Here is a 22872-nt window from a genome sequence, read left to right as displayed (position 1 = left end):
TCTCTATCCTTCCTCCTGGCACGAAACTTATCATGTAGTATTCATTACCATATATTATAGAGAAACCAGACTCAGATGTCAATAGTATAATTTAACACCATAAGACCTGCCATGAGAAGGAGTCTTAGATTTCTTCTATTTCCTGATCATAAAAAAGGACTTGTACCAGAAATTTCCAAAGTACAAGCCCTCAGCCTGCTGCCGGATATTAATCCTCCTGTACGTCAAATACTCCTACCGCGCTAATGCTGGAAGCTACCACGACAACAACAACAAACAGAATCAGGAGCATCAGTCCCCCGAAAAAGGCAATTAAAAAGACCGAACCGTTATTCTCAGTGGTTACTTCTGCCGGTACCGCAGCCTCTGAAACAGCAACTGTCTCTGCCTGGGACACCAGTGCTGCCCCAGGCGCCGCACCTGCAAATATGCCCAGCACAAGAGCCAGCATCAGGCGCAGTATCCCTTTCCTTATCCTCATCGTCTTTTCCTTCATCACAGTTTCTCCTTTCAATGCCCGTGCTATTTGGACATATGGTACATGCCCGGTCAAGCGGGGCAGGTTCCCCATAAGGTATTTCCTCCCTGCCGACTAAAAATCGCTGTACCTAATATAGCACAAATAGGAGAAAAAAGATATCCCAAAATCAAAGGTTTCCGGGTTTTACACCTCTGCCATGACAAGCATCAGTTCGTTGCTTCTGGCAATAAATTTGGTCATGCGCTCCGGTGTCATGGAACCATGGCTTAAGGCCGCCAGATCATAAAGCTGCTCACAAATGGAATTTGTGTTGGCTCCGTCCTTATGTCCCAGCACATACTGCACCAGCTTATTGTTGTAGTTAAGCACCAGAGTCTCGCCGCCTGCCCCAAACATGGAAGGATCCATTCCAGGCATGGTATACATTTTCATCATTTCCTGCATACGGCGGGATTCCTCAGATACAGTGATCATGGAGGATACATTTTCGTTCTTTAATTTCTCAACCTTGACCTCCAGATGTTCTTTCTCCAATGCCTTACGGAACAACTGGGTAAGAGCCTCTGTATCCGCCGTCATGGCTTCCTTATCCTCTTCCTTTACCTCTTCCTTAAAGATGTCGGATAAATCAGAATTTATGCATAAGAATTTTACATTCTCATTTTTCTGCTCCAGATAGCCTACAAACGCACTGTCAATATTATGGGTCAGATAAACCGCATCAAGGCCTGCTTCTTTAAACATGTTGATGTACTGGCTCTGTTCTTTTTCATCGGAAATGTAGAATACGCTGTTCTCGTGCTTTTCCTTGTTCTCTTCCAGGCAATCAGACAGGGCCAGATACTTGCCTTCTAAATTCTTAAAGATAAGGGAATCATTGATCTTTTCCCCGAACTTTTCATCCTTTAAGCAGCCGAATTTAATAAATGGATTGATGTCATCCCAGTACTTCTCATAATTTTCACGGTCTGTCTTAAACATACCGGACAGCTTATCTGCAACCTTCTTTGTGATGTAATCGGAAATCTTCTTCACAAACCCATCGTTTTGAAGGGCGCTTCTGGATACGTTCAGAGGAAGATCCGGGCAATCGATCACGCCCTTTAACAGCATCAAAAATTCCGGGATCACTTCCTTAATATTATCCGCAATAAACACCTGGCTGTTGTACAGCTTAATGGTTCCTTCCAGGCTGTCATAATTTAAATTCAGCTTGGGGAAGTAAAGGATTCCCTTTAAGTTAAAGGGATAATCCATATTTAAATGGATCCAGAATAATGGCTCCTTATAGTCATTGAATACCTTGCGGTAGAAGGCCTTGTATTCCTCTGTTGTGCAGTCATTTGGATGTTTGTTCCACAGGGGATTGGTATCATTGACCGGCACAGGACGCTTTTTGATCTTATATTTTTCCTTGGCAGGAGATACTTCTACGACTTCCTTTTCTCCGCTTTCGTTCTCCTTTTCCTCGGTCTTTGCTTCCTCCACAATGGTCTCCACCACAGTGTCCTTATCAGTCAGCTCATCCTTTTCAATGGTCTCGTACTCAGGCTCAGCAGATGCGCTGGTTAAATAGATTGCCACCGGCATGAAGGAACAGTACTTGTCAAGAACTTCTTTTGCCCGGTATTCGTTGCAGAACTCCAGGCTTTCTTCATTAAGATACAGCTTAATGGTGGTTCCAGACTCTGCCTTGTCCCCCTCTTCCATCTCGTATTCTGTACCGCCCTCAGACTCCCAGTGAACCGCAGAGGCTCCTTCCTTATAGGATAAGGTATCAATGGTTACCCTGTCGGCTACCATGAATGCGGAATAAAAACCAAGGCCGAAGTGGCCGATGATCTGATCCTCATTAGCCTTGTCCTTATATTTTTCAAGAAAATCCTGGGCGCCGGAAAAGGCGATCTGGTTGATGTACTCTTCTACTTCCTCCATGGTCATTCCAAGGCCGTTGTCCTTAAATGTAATGGACTTTTCATTGGAATCAGTGATGATCTCGATCTTAAACTCCAGATCCTCGGGCTTCTGCCACTCTCCCATGATTTCCAGCTTCTTAAGCTTTGTAATAGCATCGCAGCCATTGGAAACAAGCTCCCGGTAGAAAATGTCATGGTCGGAATACAACCATTTTTTAATAATTGGGAAAATATTCTCGCTGTTGATTGTTAAACTTCCTGTCTTTGCCATATTAGAACACTCCTTACTCTTTTTTCTATTTCATTTCCATGTTTCCATGGAATTTTCACAAATTTGTATACCAATGGATCAAGCAGATCTGCAGGCATATCCAGTTAATACCCGGTGAAGCCGGCACACTGTTCACAGATCCAAAGTTAAAAGATGCTTTTCTTTCAACCTTTATACCTGCATAGAATATTTTAATACGCTGTTATGGAAATGTCAATAGAAAATCAGCACTCATTAAAACTGAGTGCTAATAACTTTATTCTTCCATAAATAAAATCTCATTTCGCTTTAAAAACCCTTTCATGGCCTGGTCCCATTCCTCATCCAGGGTCTTATCCAGGGTAAAGAAGGAAACAGAGGTTCCGGTCACGCAGGAAAGCTTGTCTTCCTCATACCGGATATTCAGGTACAGCCCTTTCACCTGATCAGGGGCAAGAGAAACCTGGCGGGAAGCAAGAAAGCGTTCAGTTCCCTCCTTTGACATCTGCAGGATGATACGGAAGCTGATGGGAAGCCGTTTTCCTTTGATCAGGGAAAAGCAAAAGGGCTTCATCATGGCCCAGGTGGAAAGCTGTCCGATTTTCATTTCCTCCTGTTCATCCTTGGAGTAATATCCGGAACGGACCGTTCCGTCTATGGTAAACGTATTATAGGTAGCAATAACAGCTTCCTTTGCAAGGAACTGGTCAAAGATTTCCCCTACGAACAGTTTGGATGTAAAGGTTCTGATATCCTCAATTTTCAGTGCGATCATGGCAAATTCTCCCCATTTTCTAATCTTTATCCGTTAACTATACACCGGATCATCCCAGACTGTCAACGCAGGATTTCCCCATTTTTTTCCATGCTCTCTGGACATAAAGGTATGACCGAAGGGTATTTCCCGGGTATTTCCCACCCTCTTCCGGTATTCCAAACCGGGGAGTTCTGTGGTATACTATCCACGAAAGCAATGAGCAGTGCAAAACAGGGCAGGCGGAAATTTTCGTCGTGCCCGCACGTAAGAAAATTTCCACCTGTCCTGTTTTATAGGGCAAATGCCCGTGAGCGAGGGAATCCTTTGGATTCCCTCGCTGCACTGCGGACTTAAACCCAAAAACACAAGCAGAAAAGAGGAAGCGCCCTACGGCCATACCATTATGCCCAAACAACACGGGCAGAAAAGAGGAAGCGCCCTACGGGCATACCATTATGCCCAGAAAGCATGGGCGGAAAAGAGGAAAGCATATGAATCATATTGAACAATTAGAAACACTGATCGCCGCATCAGTTTCTCCCTACCACTGCATCATGGCAGCGGCGGAACAGCTTTTGGCCGCAGGCTTTAAAGAGCTGCCCCTGGCTGAGCCCTGGGAATTAAAGCAGGGCGGATCTTACTACATAAATGCCTTTGATTCCACACTGATCGCATTTTCCATCGGGGAAGAACTGAGCGGAATCCCGGATTTTAAGCTGGCGGCTTCCCATACGGACTGGCCATGCCTGAAGGTAAAACCTTCCCCTGAGGTCACTTCTCTGGAATACGGAAAGCTTAACGTGGAGGTATACGGAGGCCCTCTTTTGGGAACCTGGTTTGACCGTCCCTTATCCATGGCTGGCAAGGTCTGTGTAGCCGGAGCATCACCCATGAGGCCTGAAACCATATTCGTGGACTTTTCACGTCCCCTCCTTACGGTGCCGAATCTGGCCATCCACATGAACCGGGATGCCAACGACGGAGTTGCCATCAATCCCCAGATAGACATGCTTCCCCTCATTACCCGGATCACCCATGAGTTAAACAAAGAGGACTTTTTCCTGGAAGCCCTGGCAAAAGAGGCAGGTGTGAAAAAGGAAGACATTCTGGATTATGAAATCTGCATCTATAACTGGGAAAAAGGAACCCTGTTGGGCTTACAGAATGAATTCTATTCCGCTCCCCGTCTGGATAACCTGACCTCCGTACAGGCCTGCTTAAGGGGGATCATGACCGGACCGTGCAAAAACGGCATCCACGCCATCGCCTTATACGATAATGAAGAAATCGGAAGCCATACCAAGCAGGGAGCAGCTTCCGCCCTGATGGAGCGTATTCTTGAAAAAATCTGCTTATCCCTTGGTTACTCCAGAGAAACCTTTTTAAATATTCTTCTGAACGGCTTTCTCCTGTCCCTGGACGTTGCCCATGCCATTCATCCCAATCACGGGGAAAAATGCGACATTAAGAACCAGATCCTCATGGGAGACGGGGTTGCCATTAAGCTGGCATCCAGCCAGGCTTACGCCACCGACGCTTCCAGCACCGGAGTCATCGAAGGAATCTGCCGTAAAAACAATATTCCTTATAAAAAGTTCTCCAACCGCTCCGATGTGAAAGGCGGTTCCACTTTGGGAAGCATCTCTTCCGCCCTTCTTACCATGCGGACGGTGGATGCAGGCGTGCCCATACTGGCCATGCACTCCGCAAGGGAGGTCATGGGAGCTAAGGACCAGGAAGCTCTTGTAAAACTGGCAGAGGCCTTTTTTCAGGCATAATATTATCCTTCCTGCCTCCAATAAAGAATATCCACCATATCCCCCGGTAAAATAGCCGATCCCTGTTTCTGGTCAATGATGCAGTTTGAACGGAGCATTCCGGATAAAACGGAGGAATGGTGGTTTCTGTCAAAAATATGAACACCGGCCTCATCACTGAAGGCCTGGACAAACCGTCTCCTTTTTGCCTCATTGGCGTCTCCCTCTGCCACCACACGCCTTGTTTTCTTCCAGGAAAGAGATTCATTACCCACAAGCCTGGCCATAACAGGCCAGAAAAACAGTTGGAAATTAACCATGGCCGCAAAAGGATAACCGGATAAGCTGAGAATAAGCTTATCTTTGTACCGGTTGGCCATAACAGGTGTGCCCGGACGCATATTCACTCCATGAAAAAGTCTTTCAGCGCCCATTTCTTCCAATGCCTCCGGAAGAAAATCCTTCTTTCCCACGGAAAGCGCACCGGTGGTGATGATCACATCCGCCTGACCGATTCTCTCATCCAACATACGGGAAAACCCTTGGGGATCGTCGGGGCAGATTTCCATAAAAGGCACCTGGACTCCCTGGGATTTCAACTGGGAGGCAATGGCATAGGCGCTGCTGGGATACACCCCTACCTTTCCCAAGGGCCTGGTAAGAGGCACAAGCTCATTACCCGTTGAAATTATGCCCACCTTCGGTTCCTGAAGCACCGTAATTTCCTGGATTCCCATACTGGCTAAAACGCCGATATGCCCTGCACTCAAACGGTCCTGCCTTGGGATGATGCACGTTCCGGCCTGGATGTCCTCTCCGATCCTGCAATAGTTCTGCCAGGGTTTTCCCTCCACATATACCTCTGCCTGCTTCTGGCCATAGTCCGTATCTTCCTGGCGTATCACACAGTCATAACCCTCCGGCACCATGGCTCCGGTCATGACCCGAACCGCTGTACCGGGCTTTGCCTGGAGGGAAAGATGATCCCCTGCACATATTTCACCAACCACTTGAAAACCGATGGGAGTTTCCCTTGAAGCGCCTTTTGTATCCTGGCTTCTGACCGCATACCCATCCATTCCTGATTTAGGGAAATGGGGAACTGGGAAAGGCGCTGTTACATCCTCTGCACAAATTCTTCCATAGGCAGATAAAATGTCCAGCTTTTCTGTCTTTGTTTCTATTTTAACGCTGTTCACCAGCAGGTTAACGGCTTCTTCTATTTCGATCAAACAGGCTCCTCCTTTCTAATATAACTAAATAACGTGTAAAGGGGAGGCTGCAAAATAACAGAGATTTGCAAAATATAGGAGCAATACCTGATTCGTATTACTGTATTCTGCAGAAAAGTGCATTTTGCAGCCCCCTTTTTAAATGACAAGATTAAGCGCGTTTTACAGACACCGCACACACCTTGTATTCCGGAATGCGGGCGATATCATCAACCACAAAATTCGTGATTTTATTCACATTTCCGTCTGCGAAATGGAAGGTCATGAATACTTCTGAAGGCATCATCTTATCCCCTACCACTGCCCTGGTTTCAATTTCACCACGGCGGGAGGAAACTTTGACCTTGTCCCCATTCTTAATTCCCAGCATGGCTGCATCTCCCTGATTGATCTCAATATAGGAGTCTCCGCAGATTTCATTTAAACCTTCCGTCCGGCCCGTCATGGCTCTGGTGTTGTAATGGTAGAGCATACGGCCTGTAACCATCATAAACGGATAATCTTCGTCAGGAAGTTCCCTGGACGGCCGGTACTTTGCCGGATAAAAATATCCAAGCCCCCGTGAAAACTTTCCAACATGCATAATATAAGTGCCTTTGCTCTCCTTGTCCAGGCAAGGCCACTGAAGCGATTCCCCGCGGTCCAGCCTCTCAAAGCTGATGCCCCCAAAGGCCGGCGTTACGCTGGCGATTTCATCCATGATCTCAGCCGCTGTCTTTCTCTCACAAGGATAGCCCATGCGGTTCATGACATCATAAAAGATATCTGTATCCAGGCGCATTTCTCCTTCCAGAGTCACCGCCTTGCGCACCCTCTGAACCCGCCGTTCCGTATTGCTGAAGGTTCCCTCCTTTTCCCCATAACTGGTTCCGGGCAGAACTACATCAGCGAACTGGGCCGTTTCTGTCATAAACAGTTCCTGCACCACGAGGAAGTCCAGACTTTCCAGGGACTTGGCTACGTGGGCCGTATCCGGGTCCGTGACCATGGGGTCTTCTCCGAAAATGTAGAGCCCCTTAATCGTTCCTTCTATGGCCTCCGGCAGCACCTGGGTGGACATAAGTCCGGTGGTTTCACTTAAGGGAAGCCCCCATGCCCTTTCGAATTTTTCCCGGACCTCTTTGTTTGCCACCTTTTGGTATCCCGGGAAATCATAGGGCATACATCCCATGTCACAGGCGCCCTGTACATTATTCTGCCCCCGGAGAGGATTGATGCCGCAGCCTGATTTACCTATTTTCCCCACTACCATGGCCAGATTGGAAAGGCTCATAACGCCCTCTGTTCCTGTGGAATGCTCAGTAACGCCCAGACAGTAAATGATTGGAGCCTTTTTAGCCTTTGCATACATCCTTGCAGCTTTGCGGATATCCTCCCCGTCAATATGGCAGATCTCTGCAACCTTTTCCGGCGTATAATCTTTCACGATTTCAGCCAGCTCTTCAAAACCTTCGGTCCGCTCCCTTATAAAGTCCATGTCCGCAAGGCCTTCCCTGATGATGACATGGATCATTGCGTTGGCAAACGCAATATTGGTTCCGGCTTTGATGGGCATATGGATGGCCGCATCCTTAACCAGATCGATCTTTCGCGGGTCCACCACAATAATCTGTGTACCCCTCCGGATTGCCTGGCGGATCTGTGCGCCGACCACAGGGTGGGCTTCCGTGGGATTGGAGCCTATGAGTAAAATCAGGTCAACATCTTCCGTAATGTCCTGGATGGGATTTGTCATGGCTCCGGAGCCCAGGGTCGTGGCAAGGCCATGGACAGATGCGGAGTGACAGACTCTCGCGCAGTTATCCACATTGTTGGTTCCAAAAGCCGTACGCATCATTTTCTGGAAAACGTAATTGTCCTCATTGGGAGCCCGTGAACAGGAAAAACCGGCATTGGCATCCGCTCCATACTTCTTTTTGATTTCTGTAAACCGGCGGGCAATCAAGTCCAGAGCCTCATCCCAGCCGGCCTTCTCAAATTTCCCGTTGCGTTTGATCAAGGGATGGGTGAGACGGTCTCCGGAATGGATGAACTTATAAGAGCCGAATTTGCCCTTTACGCACAGAAGACCTCTGTTTGACGGTCCGTCGGCTGGATCAACCCCCACGATCCGGTTGTTTTTCACCAAAAGGTCCATCTGGCATCCTGTGGCGCAATGGGGACAGGTGGTCCGTACCTTTTCAACCTCCCAGGCCCTGTAATGCTTCCGCTGATCCTTGGAGGAGAGCGCTCCTGTGGGACAGTTTGATACACAATTTCCGCAGGATTCACAAGTGGATTCTCTCCACGGAAGCTGATAGCTTGGGCTCATGCGGGTATCAAAACCCCGGTTGGAAACGCTGATAACATCCCGCCCCTGAAGCTGCTGGCATACTCTGGTACAACGCCGGCACATGATGCACTTTTCAGGATGAAAGGAAAAGAAGGGATTGCTGCGGTCCACTTCATTGGTCCCCACTCTCTTCCCGAAGGTAAAGCTGGTTTTTTCCACGCCGTATTCCAGGCAGTAATCCTGAAGCCTGCATTCCCCGTTGGAAGCGCAGTCAAAGCAGCTAAGCACATGGTTGCTTAAAAGAAGGTCCAGGATAAACCGCCGGGACTCCACCACCCGTTCCGACCTGGTGGATACCTTCATGCCTGAAGCACAGTGCTCGGAGCAGGAAGGGACCAGCCCTCCCTTTCTTCCGCCCTCGATTTCCACCACGCACATCCGGCAGGAGCCATCCGGAGCCAGCTCTTTCATATGGCAAAGGGTGGGAATCTCAATATCCAGTGTTTTACAGGCTTCCAAAATGGTGGTTCCCTTTTGCACGGCAATGGCGTGCCCATCGATTTCCAGTTCAACCATAGAGTTGTTTTTCTCTGTTTCTGACACAGTATTTTCCTCCTTCTCCATTAACTGATACAGGCTTCGAATTCATCTCTGTAGCCTGCTAAGGCAGAATTCACAGAAACTGATACCGATTGGCCAAGTCCGCAGGCGGACAAATATGTGATATGTTCCAACATTTTTTCAAGTCTTTCAAGATCCCCTGGTCTGCCTTTATGACGCTGAAAATTCTGGAGCAGTTCTAAAAGCCGGGTGGTGCCAAGCCGGCAGGGAGTGCACTTGCCGCAGGACTCATGAGCAAAAAATTCAATTACGCTTGTAATATAGTCCACAACGCTCACGCTGTCATCCATTACCACGATGGCGCCTGAACCCACCGCCAGCTTATTAGACCAGAAATCTCCGTAGTCATACAGGCGGCCCTTGATCTTCTCGCTGGTTCCGATGGGGCCGGATTGGCCGCCAAAATGGCAGAATTTAATGGGCCTCCCTGTGGAGGTGCCCCCTCCGTATTCCTCGCTGTAGAGGATCTCATCAAGAGGTGTGCCAAGGTTCACCTCATAAATGCCCCGGTTTTTAATATGTCCTGATAAACAGATAAGCTTGGTGCCGCCCCCATCCTTTGTGCCAAGCTGTAAAAATGCTTCTCCGCCCATATTGATGACAGCGGGAACGCAGGCAAAGGATTCCACATTGTTGACCAGCGTAGGCTTTAAGTAAAGTCCCACATCAGCCAGGTGGGGAGGCTTCACCCTTGGACGCCCGGTTTTCCCCTCCACTGAATTAAGGAGCGCAGAGTTTTCTCCGCAGACATAAGCGCCGCCGCCGGAAACAACGTGGATATCAAAGTCAAACCCGTCAATCCCCATAATCTTATTTCCCAGATATCCGGCAGCACGGGCGTTGCTTACTGCCTGATGGAATACGGCCTGGATGTGGCGGTACTCCCCCCTGATATAAATATAACCGTCATTAGAACCGAACACATGCCCTGCGATGAGCATGCCTTCAATAATGCTGAGAGGATCCTTCTCCAGCAGCAGTTTATCCTTAAAGGTGCCGGGTTCCCCTTCGTCTGCATTGCAGACAACGTATTTAGGGGTGTCGAAGCTGCCGTATAAATGGCGCCATTTGCGTCCTAAGGGATAGGCTGCTCCGCCTCTTCCCCGAAGGGAAGCGGTATCCAATTCTCCTAAAATATCCTCCCTGTCCATTGTCACGGCTTTTTCCAGCGCTGCAAAGCCGCCGTATTTTATATATTCCTCAACGGAAGTGGGATCAATCATTTTCCCCACTCGTTTTAAAAGGACCGGTTCTTTCATTGCCATTGTGTTTCCCCCTTTCATCATACGGCTATTTTTCCTCTGCGCAGGTCATCAATCAGAGAAGATATTTTTTCGTCACTGAGATTGCCGAATACCGTATCTTTGATCTTAATGACCGGACCAATGTCACAGGCGCCCACGCACGGAATATAGTGATAGGCAAAAAGACCGTCATCCGTGGCCTTTCCCATGGGTACGCCAAGCTTTTTCTCCAAGGATAAACACACCTCTTCTGCACGGGAGAAATGGCAGGGCGAGCTGTTGCAGATTTTAAGGACATATCTGGCCTGAGGCTTATCCTTTAACATGGCGTAATAGCTGACGATCTCATACACCCTGGTTTCAGTCATATGCAGCTCCTTGGCCACCATGGCCGCAGTCTCTTTGTCAATATAGCCTTCTTCCGAAGCAAATTGAAGATCAATTAAAATTTCCAAAATGTTTTCCTGCTTTGCTCCATCCTGCCGGATGATCCTCAGCTTTTCTTCCCTTTCCCTTGTTTCCATTGCAATGACCCTTTCTTTCATTTTATTTTTACTTCTCATTCTTTTTTAGCGTCCTCTTTCTGCCCATACATAAAAAAGCAGGGCAGGGCAAAGGCCAGCGCTCCTCCAATGGCATTACCCACAAAGACAAACATCGTATTCTCCAGGTAATTCAGCCAGGTGATGGAAGATTCTCCTGAAAAGATTGCTGCAGGAATGATAAAAGCGTTTGCCACCACGTGCTGAAATCCCAAGACCACAAAAATCATAATAGGGAACCACATTCCCGCCATCTTTGCGGTAAAATCCTTGGCACTGGTAGCAAACCATACAGCCATACAGACAAAGATGTTGCAGCCGATAGCGGAAACCAGGGCCACCATAGGCGGATCGCTGATCTTGGCGTTGGCAACAGCCATGGTCTTAGCCAAAAAAGGCCCTTCCGTCATCCCCACAAAATGCCCGAAAAAGTAGGCGACGATTATGCTTCCAACCATATTTCCTGCCATGACAACCACCCAGTTATAAATTAAATCCCAAACAGAAATCTTTTTCTGGAACAGGCCGATGGCCATTGTCATCATATTTCCGGTGGCCAATTCTCCTCCAACCAGCACAATCGCCATGAGGCCGATGGGGAAAAGGCAGCCTCCAAGAAATGTTGCAAAGCTCCCCCATTGGGCAGGCACTGTTCCCTGAACGCGTATGCAGGATAAAAAACCTTCTGCAATAAATGAACCGCCTAGAATAGAAAGTAAAAATAATCTTGAAAAAGACAACTTCTTTTTTATTTGGGCTTTGTCTCCCAAAATATCCAAAACTTCTGCCTGACTAAAGAATCCCATTTCCCCCTCCTATGTAACATCATTCATTTTTTGCTGTTTTCTGGCTCCAATGTTGTACATCTTCCGGTGTGTTTAAATTTACTATGGTGTTCATTTCCCCATCGCTCAAACAATACATACCCACATGCAGGGCCGGAAAAGTGCTTCGCGGCTTGAGCTCCCCTTTTTCCATTTGTTTTTTAAAAACAGGAAGACAGGACCTATGGTAAAAAGCAAACAAAGGCTCTAATTTCCCCTGATGGCTGCAGACCAATACCTGTTCCTGATTCAGCTTCCGGTACATCCGGCCGATCAGCCCAATATCCGGCAAAGGCATATCACAGGCCATAATAAATATGTACTCCGTTTGAATCTGCTCTAAAGCAGTGCTTATCCCTCCCATGGGACCCTTTTCGATGTAGCGGTCCTCTAAAATGCGAAGTTTCGTAAAATCCGTCCGGCCGTCAAACTTGGCTTTTGTATTGCTGACCAGAACCACCTGCTCAAACAGGCTTTGCAGCTCTTTGGCAGTCTGCAGCAGCAGATACTGTTCGTCATCCATCAGAAATGCTTTATCAAATCCCATTCTCCTGCTTTTGCCTCCGCATAAAATGGCAGCCGTCACATTTTCGATTTTTTTCTCTACATTTTCGAAAGAAATCACCCCCTGTTTTTGTTTTTCTATGAACCGCACCGGATAATGGCCCCTAAAAAAGTTTTTTATCTAAAAAATTTTTATTTGCTAAAAAACTTTTTTAGATTGTTTTTCTATATTAGCACCCCTTTTTCATCGTGTCAATATGCACAAAAGGAAATAACGCTTCCATCCAATTTTGTTCAGAATGTACAATTCTAATGAATTTTGCTTTTTTCTCGTTACGTTTTTCTCAATCTCTTCCCTCTGTTTTCAAAATTTTTTTTAGGTAATACAAACAATTGTGACACTAAAATGTGGGTTGGCCGGCTTTTCATTGTTTCTGTAATAAAATCAAGCCACGGCATTCTGTGCACACGGCTGCTGATGAAATACAGCCCTTAACTGAGAACAGATTTTTTGTTAAAAATATCACGCATTTTTGACAATTTTCCCCATTCTTTCCATGTTGAAACCATGTTAGGATAGTGTTATAATAAAAATAATTTTTCACATAATCATACTTTTTTTACAAAAAAATGCAGCAAATTAATGAGATGGGAGTATATATGAGTACAGAAAACACAACTCTTCTGCAAGCCAGACATATGGTACTAATCGGAGCGACGGGACGAAACAGCGGAAAAACCACCCTGGCTCTTCAGATGATCCATGCCTTTAAGGATAAAATACCGGTTGTCGCATTCAAGCTGATTACCATAAGGAATCATGGGGACATATGCCCAAGAGGTGGTCATGGCTGCGGAATCTGCAAGGGGCTGAAGGGCTGCTTTGACATAACACCGGAAACCGGCACAGGGACAAAAGATACTATGGTGCTGAAAAAGGCCGGAGCAGAACAGGTCTATCTCATCCGGGCTTTTAAAGAAAATTTAAGAGAGGCCTTAGAGGAAGCACTGAAATTGGTTCCAAAGAACGCCCTTGTTCTATGTGAATCCAACAGCCTACGCCTGGTGGCTGAACCGGCTCTCTTTGTTATGATACAAAGCAGCACTTCTTCCAGCATAAAGCCTACGGCAGAGGAAGTGATGGAGTACGCAGACGTGATTCTTCCTCAAAATGAAGATTCTTTTGCCGATTTTGTTCAGGGGGAATTGTATCAGAAATTAAGACCATATCTCACAGATCCAAACCAATAAAACGGATCAACTCATCTTTTACAGCACAAAAAGGGGAAATCAGCCAACTGATTTCCCCTTTCATGCTGCTCCGTAAGCATTGATATTAAGTTCTCCCAAAAGATCGGCCCCCTATGGGAAAGCCGTTTCCTGCGCCTTTTGCCTTTCATATCTGACTGAACATCCCCATTCCATATTTTTTCGCAAAACCCATTTACATTTCCACGGTCATGTGCTATCTTTATTTACAGACTGACAGTCGGTCTATAACCAGGAGGTGTTGTTATGAGAAACGTAAAAGAAGCAGAAGAACGGAAAAATGAAATACTGGATGCCGCAGATGAGCTTTTCGGCCAAAAGGGGTTTGACGGCACCAGCACAAATGACATTTTAGAGAAAGTCGGCATTGCAAGAGGAACCCTGTACTATCACTTTAAATCAAAAGAAGATATTATGGATGCGCTGATTGAGCGATATCATGTTCAGCTTGTAAACGCAGCAAAGGAAATCGCTTCCAATAAAAGTCTGCCGGTCACCCAGCGTCTTCTCCAGGTGATCAAGGCATTGCGCATCAACCACAAAGGCGGAAAGGAAATCATTGAGCAAATGCACAAACCACAAAATGCCCTGATGCATCAAAAAACACAGAAAGCAATCTTAAACGGAATCACTCCAATCCTTGCAGAGCTGATCAAAGAAGGCATGGAGACCGGAGTATTTGACACCCCATATCCCTATGAGAGCATGGAGATGATCATGACCTATGCAAACGGGGTTTTTGACGGTGATATGGAAATGACGGACGAGGAACAGACAAAACGCATACAGGCCTTTGCTTTTAATATGGAAAGGCTGCTGGGAGGAAAAGACGGAACCCTTAAGGATTGTGTTATGCAAATGTTTGACAGTGAATAGGAGGTGTACAATGGGGCATTTGGAAAGTCATTTTAACAAGTTTATTCTTTTGTGGTCCGGAGAGTTTATTTCAGCCATCGGCAGCGGCCTTACCTCCTTTGGACTTGGGGTTTATGTGTTCCAGCAAACCGGAAAAGCTTCGGCATTGGCACTTGTAACCTTATTGGCATTTATGCCTGCCCTGCTGTTGAGCATTCCTGCGGGAGTGCTTGCAGACCGCTATGACCGCAGAATTTTAATGATACTGGGCGATGGACTTTCCGCAGTTGGCCTTATATTCATTCTGATTTGTATGTTACAGGGAGAAGCAAAGCTATGGCAGATTTGTGTGGGCGTTACCATCAGTTCTGCATTTTCCGCCCTGCTTGAACCGGCTTGCAAGGCCACTGTAACTGATTTACTGACCCCAGAGCAATATGCAAAAGCAAGCGGACTTATTGGCGTGGCAGGTTCAGCAAAATACTTAATATCTCCTATTCTTGCAGGAATGCTGTTGACGGTTTCTGATATTAAGCTGCTGCTCATCATTGACATAGGCACCTTATTTGTGACGACCATGGCAACGCTTGTTGTACGCAGGGAAATTGTTTCCAGGCCTGCCCAGCGGACAACCTCGTTTTTCTCTGAGTTAAAAGAGGGGTGGAGTGCTGTTTCCCAAAACCGGGGCATGCTTGTGCTTGTAATGATGGGGGCGGTGATAACCCTGTTCCTGGGTTTTATGCAAACCCTGTTTGCCCCCATTCTGCTGGCTTTTTCAGACAGCGCTGCCCTGGGCATTACAGAAACCGTATGTGCATCCGGGATGCTGGTTTCCAGTGTTTTAATCGGCATGTTTTCCATAAAAAGGGGGTATGCAAAAACCCTTTCAGCTTCCTTGTTTTTTGCGGGTATTTTTATGGCTGTATTCGGGCTGTATGAAAATGTCCTGATCATTGGAATTTCCGGGTTTTTATTTTTTGCAATGCTTCCCTATGCAAATGCATCACTGGATTATATGCTCCGGACCAATTTAAAGAACGAGCTGCAGGGCAGGGCGTGGGGCGTCATCGGGGTGATTTCTCAGATTGGCTATGTGGCTGCTTATGCCCTTTCCGGCGTATTGGCAGATGCCGCAGGAACAGCCCTTGGAACAGGCGTCGGCAGAGGCTCAGGCTTTTTAATTATCATTGCAGGGATACTTTTATCACTGACCGCCGTCACTCTGTATCAAATAAAGTCCGTCCGCATGCTTGAAAAGAGAGGTGCATCGTGACCTTTCGCCTTATAAAAAATGATTGTTTGCGCAATAAAATCACAACACTGCTTACCACAATGTTTGTTGCTGCCGCTGCCTTACTTATCTCACTGGCGGCCATCCTGGCAGTCAATTTGACAGGTGCCATCCAAACACTGATGACACAGGCCAAAACCCCCCATTTTATGCAGATGCACTCCGGTGAATTTGACACTTGGGAACTGGATCGCTTTGTTAAGGACCATCCTGCTGTTGAAGAATTCCAGGTGCTGGAATTTTTAAATGTTGACAATTCAAAAATACTTCTTGGAAAAAACTCACTTAGCCACAGCACTCAGGATAACGGGTTTTCCACCCAGAGTGAGACCTTTGATTATCTCCTTGATCTGGATGGCAATATTATAGATGTTCCCGATGGAGCGCTTTATGTTCCAATCTGCTACATGCAAAGCAATACTGTAAAGATCGGTGACAAGGCAAATATAGGCGGAAAAGAATTTATTGTTGCCGGTTTTCTCCGGGATTCACAGATGAATTCCATGCTGTCTTCCTCAAAGAGATTTCTCGTCAGTGAAAATGACTACCTGGCATTAAAAGATCTTGGAAAGGTGGAATACCTTGTAGAGTTCCGGCTTAAGAATCTGGCGGCCCTGGATGCCTTTGAAGCGGATTATGCCGCTGCTAAGCTGCCTGGAAACGGCCCGACCGTCACCTACCCTCTTTTTAAAATGCTCAATGGGATTTCCGATGGCATGATGATTGGGGTAATTTTGCTGATCAGCCTTCTTGTTGTGATGATTTCCCTGTTGTGCATCCGATTTACTCTCCTTGCAAAAATCCAGGACGAAATACGTGAAATCGGTGTTTTAAAGGCCATAGGGCTGCGTGTTTCAGACCTGAAGCAAATTTACCTTGCAAAATACGCGGCAATGGGGCTGACTGGATGTATTTCGGGCTTTGCACTTTCCTTTTTGTTCAGGGGAATGCTCACCCGAAACATACGGCTTACCATGGGAGAAAGCAAACAGGCCCCCATTGCCGGCCTGGTGGGAATCCTGGGAATGCTGCTGGTATTCCTTGCAATCCTTCTTTTTGTAAACGGTATCCTTCGGCGCTTTCGAAAAATATCCGCTGCTGAGGCAATGCGTTTTGGAACCATACAGGAAAAGCCTGGGACCGGAAGAACATTTTTTCTATACAGGAACAGACTTTTTAATGCCAATGTTTTTCTTGGTATCAAGGATGTTCTCTCACGCAAAGGACTATATGCCACAAGCCTTATATCCCTTGTGGCTGCGGCGTTTATTATGATTGTCCCACTGAACCTGTACAGCACCATTTCTGCAGACAGCTTTGCCACCTATATGGGAATCGGAAACTGTGATCTGCGGATTGATATTCAGCAAACCGACCAGATTGGGGAAAAGGCCGCTGAAATTGAACATAAAATGAAAAGGGACAATAACATTTCAAAGTATACAGTATTCACAACAAAAACATTTAACCTTAAGCTGGCCGATGGTTCTGTAAAAAGCATGAAAATCGAACTTGGCGACCATTCTGTATTTCCCGTGTCCTATGCAAAAGGCAAAGCTCCTGCCGCATCCGATGAAATTGCACTTTCAGCGATCAATGCTGAGGAGCTGGACAAAAAGGTGGGCGATATCATGACACTGATGACAGACAGAGGCGAAAAAAATCTAAAGGTATGCGGAATTTACTCAGACATCACCAACGGCGGCAAAACAGCAAAGGCCGTTTTCACTGATCCTTCCGCAGAGGTTATGTGGAGTATCATCTACGGTTCCCTTATGGACCGGTCTACTGTCTATAAGACAGTAGACGAATACGCAAAGGAATATGATTATGCCAAGGTGACAAACATACGGGAATATATTTCTCAAACCTACGGGCAGACACTGGTCTCTGTGAAACAGTCTTTCATCGCTGCCATCGCCGTATCCCTGGTTATCACAGTGCTGGTTATGCTGCTGTTTATGAAACTTCTGACAGCGAAAGACAGATACTCCATTGCTGTTATGAAAGCGTGGGGCTTTACAAATTCGGATATCAGGATCCAGTACATCACACGGTCCATCTTTGTTTTAATCCCCGGCATTGCCATAGGCACACTCTTAGCAAACACCCTGGGCGAAAGCATTGCAGGCATGGTAATTTCCTCTTTTGGGGCCTCCTCATTCAAGTTTGCCGCAGATCCGCTTTTGTCCTATATTCTTTGTCCATTTCTCATGGTATGTTCGGTACTGACTGCCACCATCCTGGGGACATGGTCTGCCGGAAATATCAAAATAACGGAAAATATAAAGGAGTAACCCATGGAACATATAATCAGTTGTAAAAATGTAGTGAAAACCTATGGCAAGGGCAGTGACAGCCAACATGTATTAGATGGAATAGATATGGAAATCGCCAAGGGAGAATTTGTTTCCATTATGGGGCCTTCTGGGTCGGGAAAATCAACGCTGCTGTTCGCTGTCAGCGGAATGGACACCATTGACGGCGGAACGACCTCTTTTGCCGGAAGGGATTTAGGGTCTTACACGGAAAACCAGCTTGCAGACTTAAGAAGAACACAAATGGGGTTTGTTTTTCAGCAGCCCACCATGCTTCGTAATCTGAATATTCTGGATAATATCATCCTGCCCTCCATCCGTGATAACAGAAAGAATGCCCGTATGATTACCGAAAAAGCAAGAAGACTTATGAAAACAGCGGGCATCTTAGAGCTTGCAGACCGGGAAATCACGCAGGTTTCAGGCGGGCAGCTCCAACGGGCAGGAATATGCCGCGGGCTGATGGCAGACCCTCAAATTATTTTTTGCGATGAGCCCACAGGTGCCCTTAATTCAAAATCAGCAGAAGAAATTATGGATATCTTTACAGAAATAAATGCCGAGGGTACAGCCCTTATGCTTGTAACCCACGATGCAAAAGTCGCAGCCAGAACGGAACGCATCCTCTTCATGAGTGATGGTAAAATCGACGGTGAAATGCAGCTTGGAAAATTTAAGGACAGGGATATTGATGGCAGAATGAAAAAGATCGTTGAAAAAATGCGCAGAATAGGAATATAAGGTGCTGCATTTTATTGCAGACTTCCTTTCATAGCCTGAAAAAGGGGAAATCAGCACTCTGATTTCCCCTTTTCCTTATTGTGATTCCCCCATGGTCTCAGGCACCACTTCCCGGCTGGTTTCCAAAAACGAATCAGCGGTTTTGCTGCCCTCCCAGTACCGGTATCCAAACACGCCCCCCACCGTTAAGCCGGCCAGCAGAAACAGAGCAAGAAGGAAACGCAGGAAACCCATAAGGATCTCCCGTCTGCGGTTTCTTCTGCGCCTGCGGCTGCGCCCTCTCATGCTATCATATTGTTCCGGTTTCATCTGTGGTTTTCCCCATCCTTCCCCTTTGGTTAATCAGAAAAATACTTCTTGTAAATTTCGAAAAAGTTGGTGGTAGTTGTCCTGTCATCCTTGGAGAATTTTACATCCTTCCATATTTCATTGCTGAAGGTGACCGGATTTTCCTGCTTAAACTGGGAATAGATCTGATCAAAGGCTTCCTTCTTCCGTTTCCGGTACAGCCCTGCTTTCCTCTCCTGGGTAGCGTCCTCATCATAATCATTGACGCACCGGATGATATAGTATTTGCCCTTATCCTCCACCACCTGGCTGACCTGGCCTGCGGAAAGAGAAAAGGCGGCCTCCTCATATGGACCCGGATTCTCCCCTCTTCCCACCTGGCGCTCAATGGTGCCATCTTCCGAATATTCCCTGGCAAGTGCGGAAAAATCAGCTCCATCGGCTCCTGCCTTTAAAAGCACGTCCCCTGCTCCGGCCCCATCGGACAAAACGATCTGCTCCACCACGATCACCTTGGCTTCGCTGTCGCTGATCTCCAGGTTCATATCCTTTGTCAGTTCATCCACCACCTTATTGGACAGATAATATTCCTCATACATGGTCCTCACATCCTCTTCCGTGGCCCCCATGTAAGAAATATCCTCCTTTGTCAGGGAAGTAAAATATTCATCCGATGCTTTACGGACCTCTTCCTTTTCCGCGCTGGTCAGGGTGACCCCCTTATTCCGGGCCAGGAAATTCATCATTTTCATTTCCTGAAGAAACTCCTTTACCTGATCCACCAGATAGGTTTCAAAAGTCTGTCCGTCGGGCAAATCCACGCCCCAGATCTGGCTGGTATAAATCTCCTGATACCGGTTCCTCTCTGTGGCCAGGATCACCATGGATTGAGGCAGAGTATACGCCTTTGTTGACGAAGTTTCGGAAACAAGGGGGATATCAGTCCTGCAGCCGGACAGCAGGGTGATTGTCACCGCAGCAGCCAGAAGGACTCTTCCCACAATCTTAAGTTGACCTTTCATGAGCATCCCTCTCTTTATGCCGCTTAAAGAAGCTTCAGTATTTTCAATACCCCGTCGTTTACATTGGTATCTGTCTGAAATCTGGCCACAGCCTTTACTTCTTCCCTGGCATTTCCTACGGCAAAGCTGTAATAGGCCTGCTTCAGCATTTCAACATCATTTAACTGATCGCCAAAAGCCATGGTTTCCTCGGGCTTGATCCCCAGGCTGTCCTGAAGAAGCTTCACAGCCTGCCCTTTATTGATTCCCGGTCTCATGCAGTCCATCCACATGTCCCCTGCTATGGTTATTTTAAGGCGGTCTGCATACTTTTCTTTTAAGATTCTGGTATGAGCCTCCACATCTGTTTTACGGTATACGGAGATTTTAATGAACTCAGAGTCCACCTTTGTTAAATCCTCCACCTTCTTCACGTGGAACCGGTAGCCGTTTACGATCCAGTCCAGGAATTCCTGGTTTTCCGTTTCCGCATAAATCACATCAGGTCCGCTGAGCAGAACGTCAAGCCCTTCCATATTCCGTACATCCTGCACCATATCCATGACCGTCTTACGCTCAATGGTGTTGATGTACAGACTCCTTCCATGGCAGCCTACGTAAGCGCCGTTATCTGAAAGATAGAACACCTTTTCCTTGATGGGGCCGAATATGGATTCTATGCTGAGCCACTGGCGTCCGCTGGCCGCGGCGAACTGGATTCCCTTTGCCCGCAGCTTTAAAATCACATCATAAAGTTCAGGATTCAGCTCGTGGCTTCCATCCGTCACAAGAGTCCCGTCAATATCCGATGCAATCAGTTTAATCATTCCTTATCCTCCTGTTCAAACAACTGCTTCATCTCCTGGTACACACGTCCTACTGGCAATCCTACTACATTATTATAATCCCCGTCAATCCCTTTAATGAAAGCTGCGAATTTTCCCTGTATCCCATAGGCCCCGGCTTTGTCCATAGGCTCCCCTCCGTCTGAATAGGCTTTGATCTCCTCTTCAGACATGGGGTATAAATGAACATCGGTTTTTTCCACAAAGGTCCTGACCTTATTTCCCTTCTGTCCACAATACACCAGGGTGACCCCTGTGTATACCTGATGGGTCCTTCCTTCGATCAGGGAGATCATCCGGAAAGCTTCCTGGTGGGTGGACGGTTTTCCCAGTATCTCACCGCCTGCCGCAACCACGGTATCCGCACCGATGACACAAGTCCCTGGCTGCTGTCGGCCGGCAACGTCTTCCGCCTTTTGGCGGGACAGCTCTGCCACCGCCTCCTCCGGTACGTCTGTGGTGATCTTCTCCTCTATGGTGCTGGGCACGATCTCCGGCGTTACCCCGATCTGAGCCAGAAGCTCTCTTCTTCTTGGGGAAGCCGAAGCCAGCACAAGCTTTTCTATCTTATTCATCTCTAACCTCCGTGTCACATTCCTTACCGTCTGACCATTCCATTTATCGTCTGGCAGAACAAATATATTTCCTAAACCCATTTGTATATGCCGCCCAACAATAAGCAAATAAGCGGGACCCCTATAGAATCCCGCCACTCATCAATATACTTTTAAACGCCCAATCATGGACCCATCATCGTCGTCACAGTCACAGTCATCCCGAAGCTGCATCCTCATGGTGTATATGAAATCAGCCATATAAAAAATCAAAAGGCTCATTGCCACCAGTCGTTCAAAATTCTCCGGAATCATTCCTGCCATCTGATTGACAAATCCGTTAAGGAAGCGGAAATAAAAAATTCCCAGAAATCCCCATGCAATGCTGCTTTCCAGGCAGATGATCCCTTTGTAATTAAACAGCTTCCGGCTGTAATCCCACCAGAAAGAGCCGAACAGCTTTATCATCATATGAGCTGTCAAAAGCTCCATAAAAGTCGCCATAGCCATAGCGGCAATGTAAAGATAAACCGGATTGCCGGCAAGAGGCTTAAGCAGAATCAACGCTCCCGTGGCACCAAATCCATATATGATGCAGAACGGTCCATGTCCAAATCCACGATTCAGCACAGGCCTCTTATTCTCATAACTGAGTACAGCACATTCAAGAAGGTATCCAAGAAAGCTGAATAGGAAAAAACAGTTTATCCTATGATAAATTGACATATCCATTTTTACCTCCAATTTTAACAATTTTTTAACTTGTTAAAGTATAATATGGATATCTTAAGAAATCAAGGACTATTTTCTTACGATTCCCAGAAAACTTTCTTCAATATTTAATAAAACTGGGCTATAAAAAGCGCCAGCAGGATCCCTAAAATCGCCCCTGCCGCCACCTGGAGAGGGGTATGTCCCACATATTCCTTAAGTCTTTCCTGTAATATCTCTCCGCTAAGCTCAAAGGGGTTTTCCAGCAGGATGCTGTTTAACAGCTTGGCCTGCTTACCTGTCTCCCTGCGCACGCCCATGGCGTCATACATGACTATCATGGAAAGGACAAAACAGACCGCAAACTCAAAAGAACCGACGCCATAACGATAAATGGCGGCGGTCGATAATGCACATACCGTTGAGGAATGGGAACTGGGCATTCCCCCAGATCCCACGAGCCTCTCCGGATTAAAGTTTTTGTTAAGGGCCAGATCAATGATCGTCTTTAAAACCTGTGCCACCAGCCAGCCGGTAACTGCAGTAATCAGAACCTGATTCCCAAGTAAATCTTCCCAAAATGTCATGGTTTCCTCCGT

The 22872-nt window shown here is 46.8% G+C and carries 21 protein-coding genes; 6 read left to right on the top strand and 15 right to left on the bottom strand.

The features are described 5' to 3' along the window. Window positions 1–208: 208 nt before the first annotated feature. From ACYVD3_RS17295 to ACYVD3_RS17285, 3 genes are all read right to left on the bottom strand, one after another. On the bottom strand, window positions 209–496 hold the full coding sequence (locus ACYVD3_RS17295; RefSeq protein WP_460643728.1) for a sulfate transporter: 288 nt from the start codon (window positions 494–496) through the stop codon (window positions 209–211). A 168-nt stretch (window positions 497–664) separates the two neighbouring features. Then, the gene (htpG, locus tag ACYVD3_RS17290; RefSeq protein ID WP_460643727.1) at window positions 665–2668 is read right to left on the bottom strand and encodes a molecular chaperone HtpG; all 2004 of its coding nucleotides are present in this window, start codon (window positions 2666–2668) and stop codon (window positions 665–667) included. A 256-nt stretch (window positions 2669–2924) separates the two neighbouring features. Next, the gene (locus tag ACYVD3_RS17285; protein WP_460643726.1) at window positions 2925–3422 is read right to left on the bottom strand and encodes a DUF5721 family protein; all 498 of its coding nucleotides are present in this window, start codon (window positions 3420–3422) and stop codon (window positions 2925–2927) included. Between the two features lie 473 nt (window positions 3423–3895). On the opposite strand from ACYVD3_RS17285, the gene ACYVD3_RS17280 reads away from it, so the two are divergent. Further along, window positions 3896–5182, top strand: coding sequence for a M18 family aminopeptidase (locus tag ACYVD3_RS17280; protein WP_460643725.1), 1287 nt, complete (start codon window positions 3896–3898; stop codon window positions 5180–5182). A gap of 2 nt (window positions 5183–5184) precedes the next feature. On the opposite strand, the gene ACYVD3_RS17275 is transcribed toward ACYVD3_RS17280, so the two are convergent. The 6 genes from ACYVD3_RS17275 to ACYVD3_RS17250 form a co-directional block, all read right to left on the bottom strand. Further along, window positions 5185–6393, bottom strand: coding sequence for a molybdopterin molybdotransferase MoeA (locus ACYVD3_RS17275; RefSeq protein ID WP_460643724.1), 1209 nt, complete (start codon window positions 6391–6393; stop codon window positions 5185–5187). 151 nt (window positions 6394–6544) lie between these two features. Further along, window positions 6545–9241, bottom strand: a complete 2697-nt coding sequence (gene fdhF / locus ACYVD3_RS17270) for a formate dehydrogenase subunit alpha (protein WP_460643753.1) — start codon at window positions 9239–9241, stop codon at window positions 6545–6547. Window positions 9242–9288: 47 nt separating this feature from the next. Then, a complete protein-coding gene (locus ACYVD3_RS17265; protein WP_460643723.1) occupies window positions 9289–10551 on the bottom strand; it encodes a complex I 51 kDa subunit family protein in 1263 nt (420 codons plus the stop codon). Between the two features lie 17 nt (window positions 10552–10568). Continuing rightward, on the bottom strand, window positions 10569–11093 hold the full coding sequence (locus ACYVD3_RS17260; RefSeq protein WP_460643722.1) for an NADH-quinone oxidoreductase subunit NuoE family protein: 525 nt from the start codon (window positions 11091–11093) through the stop codon (window positions 10569–10571). Beyond that, complete coding sequence (locus ACYVD3_RS17255; protein WP_460643721.1) at window positions 11090–11878, bottom strand: formate/nitrite transporter family protein; 789 nt, start codon at window positions 11876–11878, stop codon at window positions 11090–11092. The genes ACYVD3_RS17260 and ACYVD3_RS17255 overlap by 4 nt, the downstream gene beginning before the upstream one ends. 19 nt (window positions 11879–11897) lie before the next feature. Beyond that, window positions 11898–12551 (bottom strand): molybdenum cofactor guanylyltransferase, encoded by a 654-nt coding sequence (locus ACYVD3_RS17250; protein WP_460643720.1) that lies wholly within the window; start codon window positions 12549–12551, stop codon window positions 11898–11900. Between the two features lie 509 nt (window positions 12552–13060). Between ACYVD3_RS17250 and ACYVD3_RS17245 the strand changes: the two genes are divergently transcribed. The 5 genes from ACYVD3_RS17245 (at window position 13061) to ACYVD3_RS17225 (ending at window position 18874) form a co-directional block, all read left to right on the top strand. Next, window positions 13061–13651, top strand: a complete 591-nt coding sequence (locus ACYVD3_RS17245; RefSeq protein ID WP_460643719.1) for a hypothetical protein — start codon at window positions 13061–13063, stop codon at window positions 13649–13651. A 264-nt stretch (window positions 13652–13915) separates the two neighbouring features. After that, the gene (locus ACYVD3_RS17240; protein WP_460643718.1) at window positions 13916–14545 is read left to right on the top strand and encodes a TetR/AcrR family transcriptional regulator; all 630 of its coding nucleotides are present in this window, start codon (window positions 13916–13918) and stop codon (window positions 14543–14545) included. A 10-nt stretch (window positions 14546–14555) separates the two neighbouring features. Next, the gene (locus tag ACYVD3_RS17235; RefSeq protein ID WP_460643717.1) at window positions 14556–15797 is read left to right on the top strand and encodes an MFS transporter; all 1242 of its coding nucleotides are present in this window, start codon (window positions 14556–14558) and stop codon (window positions 15795–15797) included. Beyond that, complete coding sequence (locus tag ACYVD3_RS17230) at window positions 15794–18112, top strand: ABC transporter permease (protein ID WP_460643716.1); 2319 nt, start codon at window positions 15794–15796, stop codon at window positions 18110–18112. The genes ACYVD3_RS17235 and ACYVD3_RS17230 overlap by 4 nt, the downstream gene beginning before the upstream one ends. A gap of 3 nt (window positions 18113–18115) precedes the next feature. Further along, window positions 18116–18874 (top strand): ABC transporter ATP-binding protein, encoded by a 759-nt coding sequence (locus tag ACYVD3_RS17225; RefSeq protein WP_460643715.1) that lies wholly within the window; start codon window positions 18116–18118, stop codon window positions 18872–18874. A gap of 75 nt (window positions 18875–18949) precedes the next feature. Here the strand turns inward: ACYVD3_RS17225 and ACYVD3_RS17220 are convergent, their stop codons facing one another. From ACYVD3_RS17220 to ACYVD3_RS17195, 6 genes are all read right to left on the bottom strand, one after another. Then, the gene (locus ACYVD3_RS17220) at window positions 18950–19183 is read right to left on the bottom strand and encodes a hypothetical protein (protein WP_460643714.1); all 234 of its coding nucleotides are present in this window, start codon (window positions 19181–19183) and stop codon (window positions 18950–18952) included. 29 nt (window positions 19184–19212) lie between these two features. Beyond that, complete coding sequence (locus ACYVD3_RS17215) at window positions 19213–20184, bottom strand: peptidylprolyl isomerase (protein WP_460643713.1); 972 nt, start codon at window positions 20182–20184, stop codon at window positions 19213–19215. A gap of 23 nt (window positions 20185–20207) precedes the next feature. Beyond that, a complete protein-coding gene (locus ACYVD3_RS17210) occupies window positions 20208–20990 on the bottom strand; it encodes a Cof-type HAD-IIB family hydrolase (protein WP_460643712.1) in 783 nt (260 codons plus the stop codon). Next, a complete protein-coding gene (locus ACYVD3_RS17205; protein WP_460643711.1) occupies window positions 20987–21583 on the bottom strand; it encodes a Maf family protein in 597 nt (198 codons plus the stop codon). The genes ACYVD3_RS17210 and ACYVD3_RS17205 overlap by 4 nt, the downstream gene beginning before the upstream one ends. A gap of 141 nt (window positions 21584–21724) precedes the next feature. After that, window positions 21725–22288 carry a putative ABC transporter permease gene (locus tag ACYVD3_RS17200; protein WP_460643752.1) on the bottom strand — a complete coding sequence of 188 codons (564 nt, stop codon included), beginning with the start codon at window positions 22286–22288 and terminating at the stop codon, window positions 21725–21727. 113 nt (window positions 22289–22401) lie between these two features. Beyond that, on the bottom strand, window positions 22402–22860 hold the full coding sequence (locus ACYVD3_RS17195; RefSeq protein WP_460643710.1) for a divergent PAP2 family protein: 459 nt from the start codon (window positions 22858–22860) through the stop codon (window positions 22402–22404). Window positions 22861–22872: the final 12 nt, after the last annotated feature.

The sequence above is a fragment of the Lacrimispora brassicae genome (genome assembly GCF_054772055.1).
Note: the sequence above shows the minus strand (reverse complement) of the source record. Positions and strands in the feature narration are given on the sequence as shown.

Coding starts and splice junctions, on each gene's coding strand:
- ACYVD3_RS17295 (WP_460643728.1), bottom strand. CDS start 496: ATGAAGGAAAAGACGATGAGGATAAGGAAAGGGATACTGCGCCTGATG.
- htpG (WP_460643727.1), bottom strand. CDS start 2,668: ATGGCAAAGACAGGAAGTTTAACAATCAACAGCGAGAATATTTTCCCA.
- ACYVD3_RS17285 (WP_460643726.1), bottom strand. CDS start 3,422: ATGATCGCACTGAAAATTGAGGATATCAGAACCTTTACATCCAAACTG.
- ACYVD3_RS17280 (WP_460643725.1), top strand. CDS start 3,896: ATGAATCATATTGAACAATTAGAAACACTGATCGCCGCATCAGTTTCT.
- fdhF (WP_460643753.1), bottom strand. CDS start 9,241: ATGGTTGAACTGGAAATCGATGGGCACGCCATTGCCGTGCAAAAGGGA.
- ACYVD3_RS17265 (WP_460643723.1), bottom strand. CDS start 10,551: ATGGCAATGAAAGAACCGGTCCTTTTAAAACGAGTGGGGAAAATGATT.
- ACYVD3_RS17260 (WP_460643722.1), bottom strand. CDS start 11,093: ATGAGAAGTAAAAATAAAATGAAAGAAAGGGTCATTGCAATGGAAACA.
- ACYVD3_RS17255 (WP_460643721.1), bottom strand. CDS start 11,878: ATGGGATTCTTTAGTCAGGCAGAAGTTTTGGATATTTTGGGAGACAAA.
- ACYVD3_RS17245 (WP_460643719.1), top strand. CDS start 13,061: ATGAGTACAGAAAACACAACTCTTCTGCAAGCCAGACATATGGTACTA.
- ACYVD3_RS17240 (WP_460643718.1), top strand. CDS start 13,916: ATGAGAAACGTAAAAGAAGCAGAAGAACGGAAAAATGAAATACTGGAT.
- ACYVD3_RS17235 (WP_460643717.1), top strand. CDS start 14,556: ATGGGGCATTTGGAAAGTCATTTTAACAAGTTTATTCTTTTGTGGTCC.
- ACYVD3_RS17225 (WP_460643715.1), top strand. CDS start 18,116: ATGGAACATATAATCAGTTGTAAAAATGTAGTGAAAACCTATGGCAAG.
- ACYVD3_RS17220 (WP_460643714.1), bottom strand. CDS start 19,183: ATGAAACCGGAACAATATGATAGCATGAGAGGGCGCAGCCGCAGGCGC.
- ACYVD3_RS17215 (WP_460643713.1), bottom strand. CDS start 20,184: ATGAAAGGTCAACTTAAGATTGTGGGAAGAGTCCTTCTGGCTGCTGCG.
- ACYVD3_RS17210 (WP_460643712.1), bottom strand. CDS start 20,990: ATGATTAAACTGATTGCATCGGATATTGACGGGACTCTTGTGACGGAT.
- ACYVD3_RS17205 (WP_460643711.1), bottom strand. CDS start 21,583: ATGAATAAGATAGAAAAGCTTGTGCTGGCTTCGGCTTCCCCAAGAAGA.
- ACYVD3_RS17200 (WP_460643752.1), bottom strand. CDS start 22,288: ATGTCAATTTATCATAGGATAAACTGTTTTTTCCTATTCAGCTTTCTT.
- ACYVD3_RS17195 (WP_460643710.1), bottom strand. CDS start 22,860: ATGACATTTTGGGAAGATTTACTTGGGAATCAGGTTCTGATTACTGCA.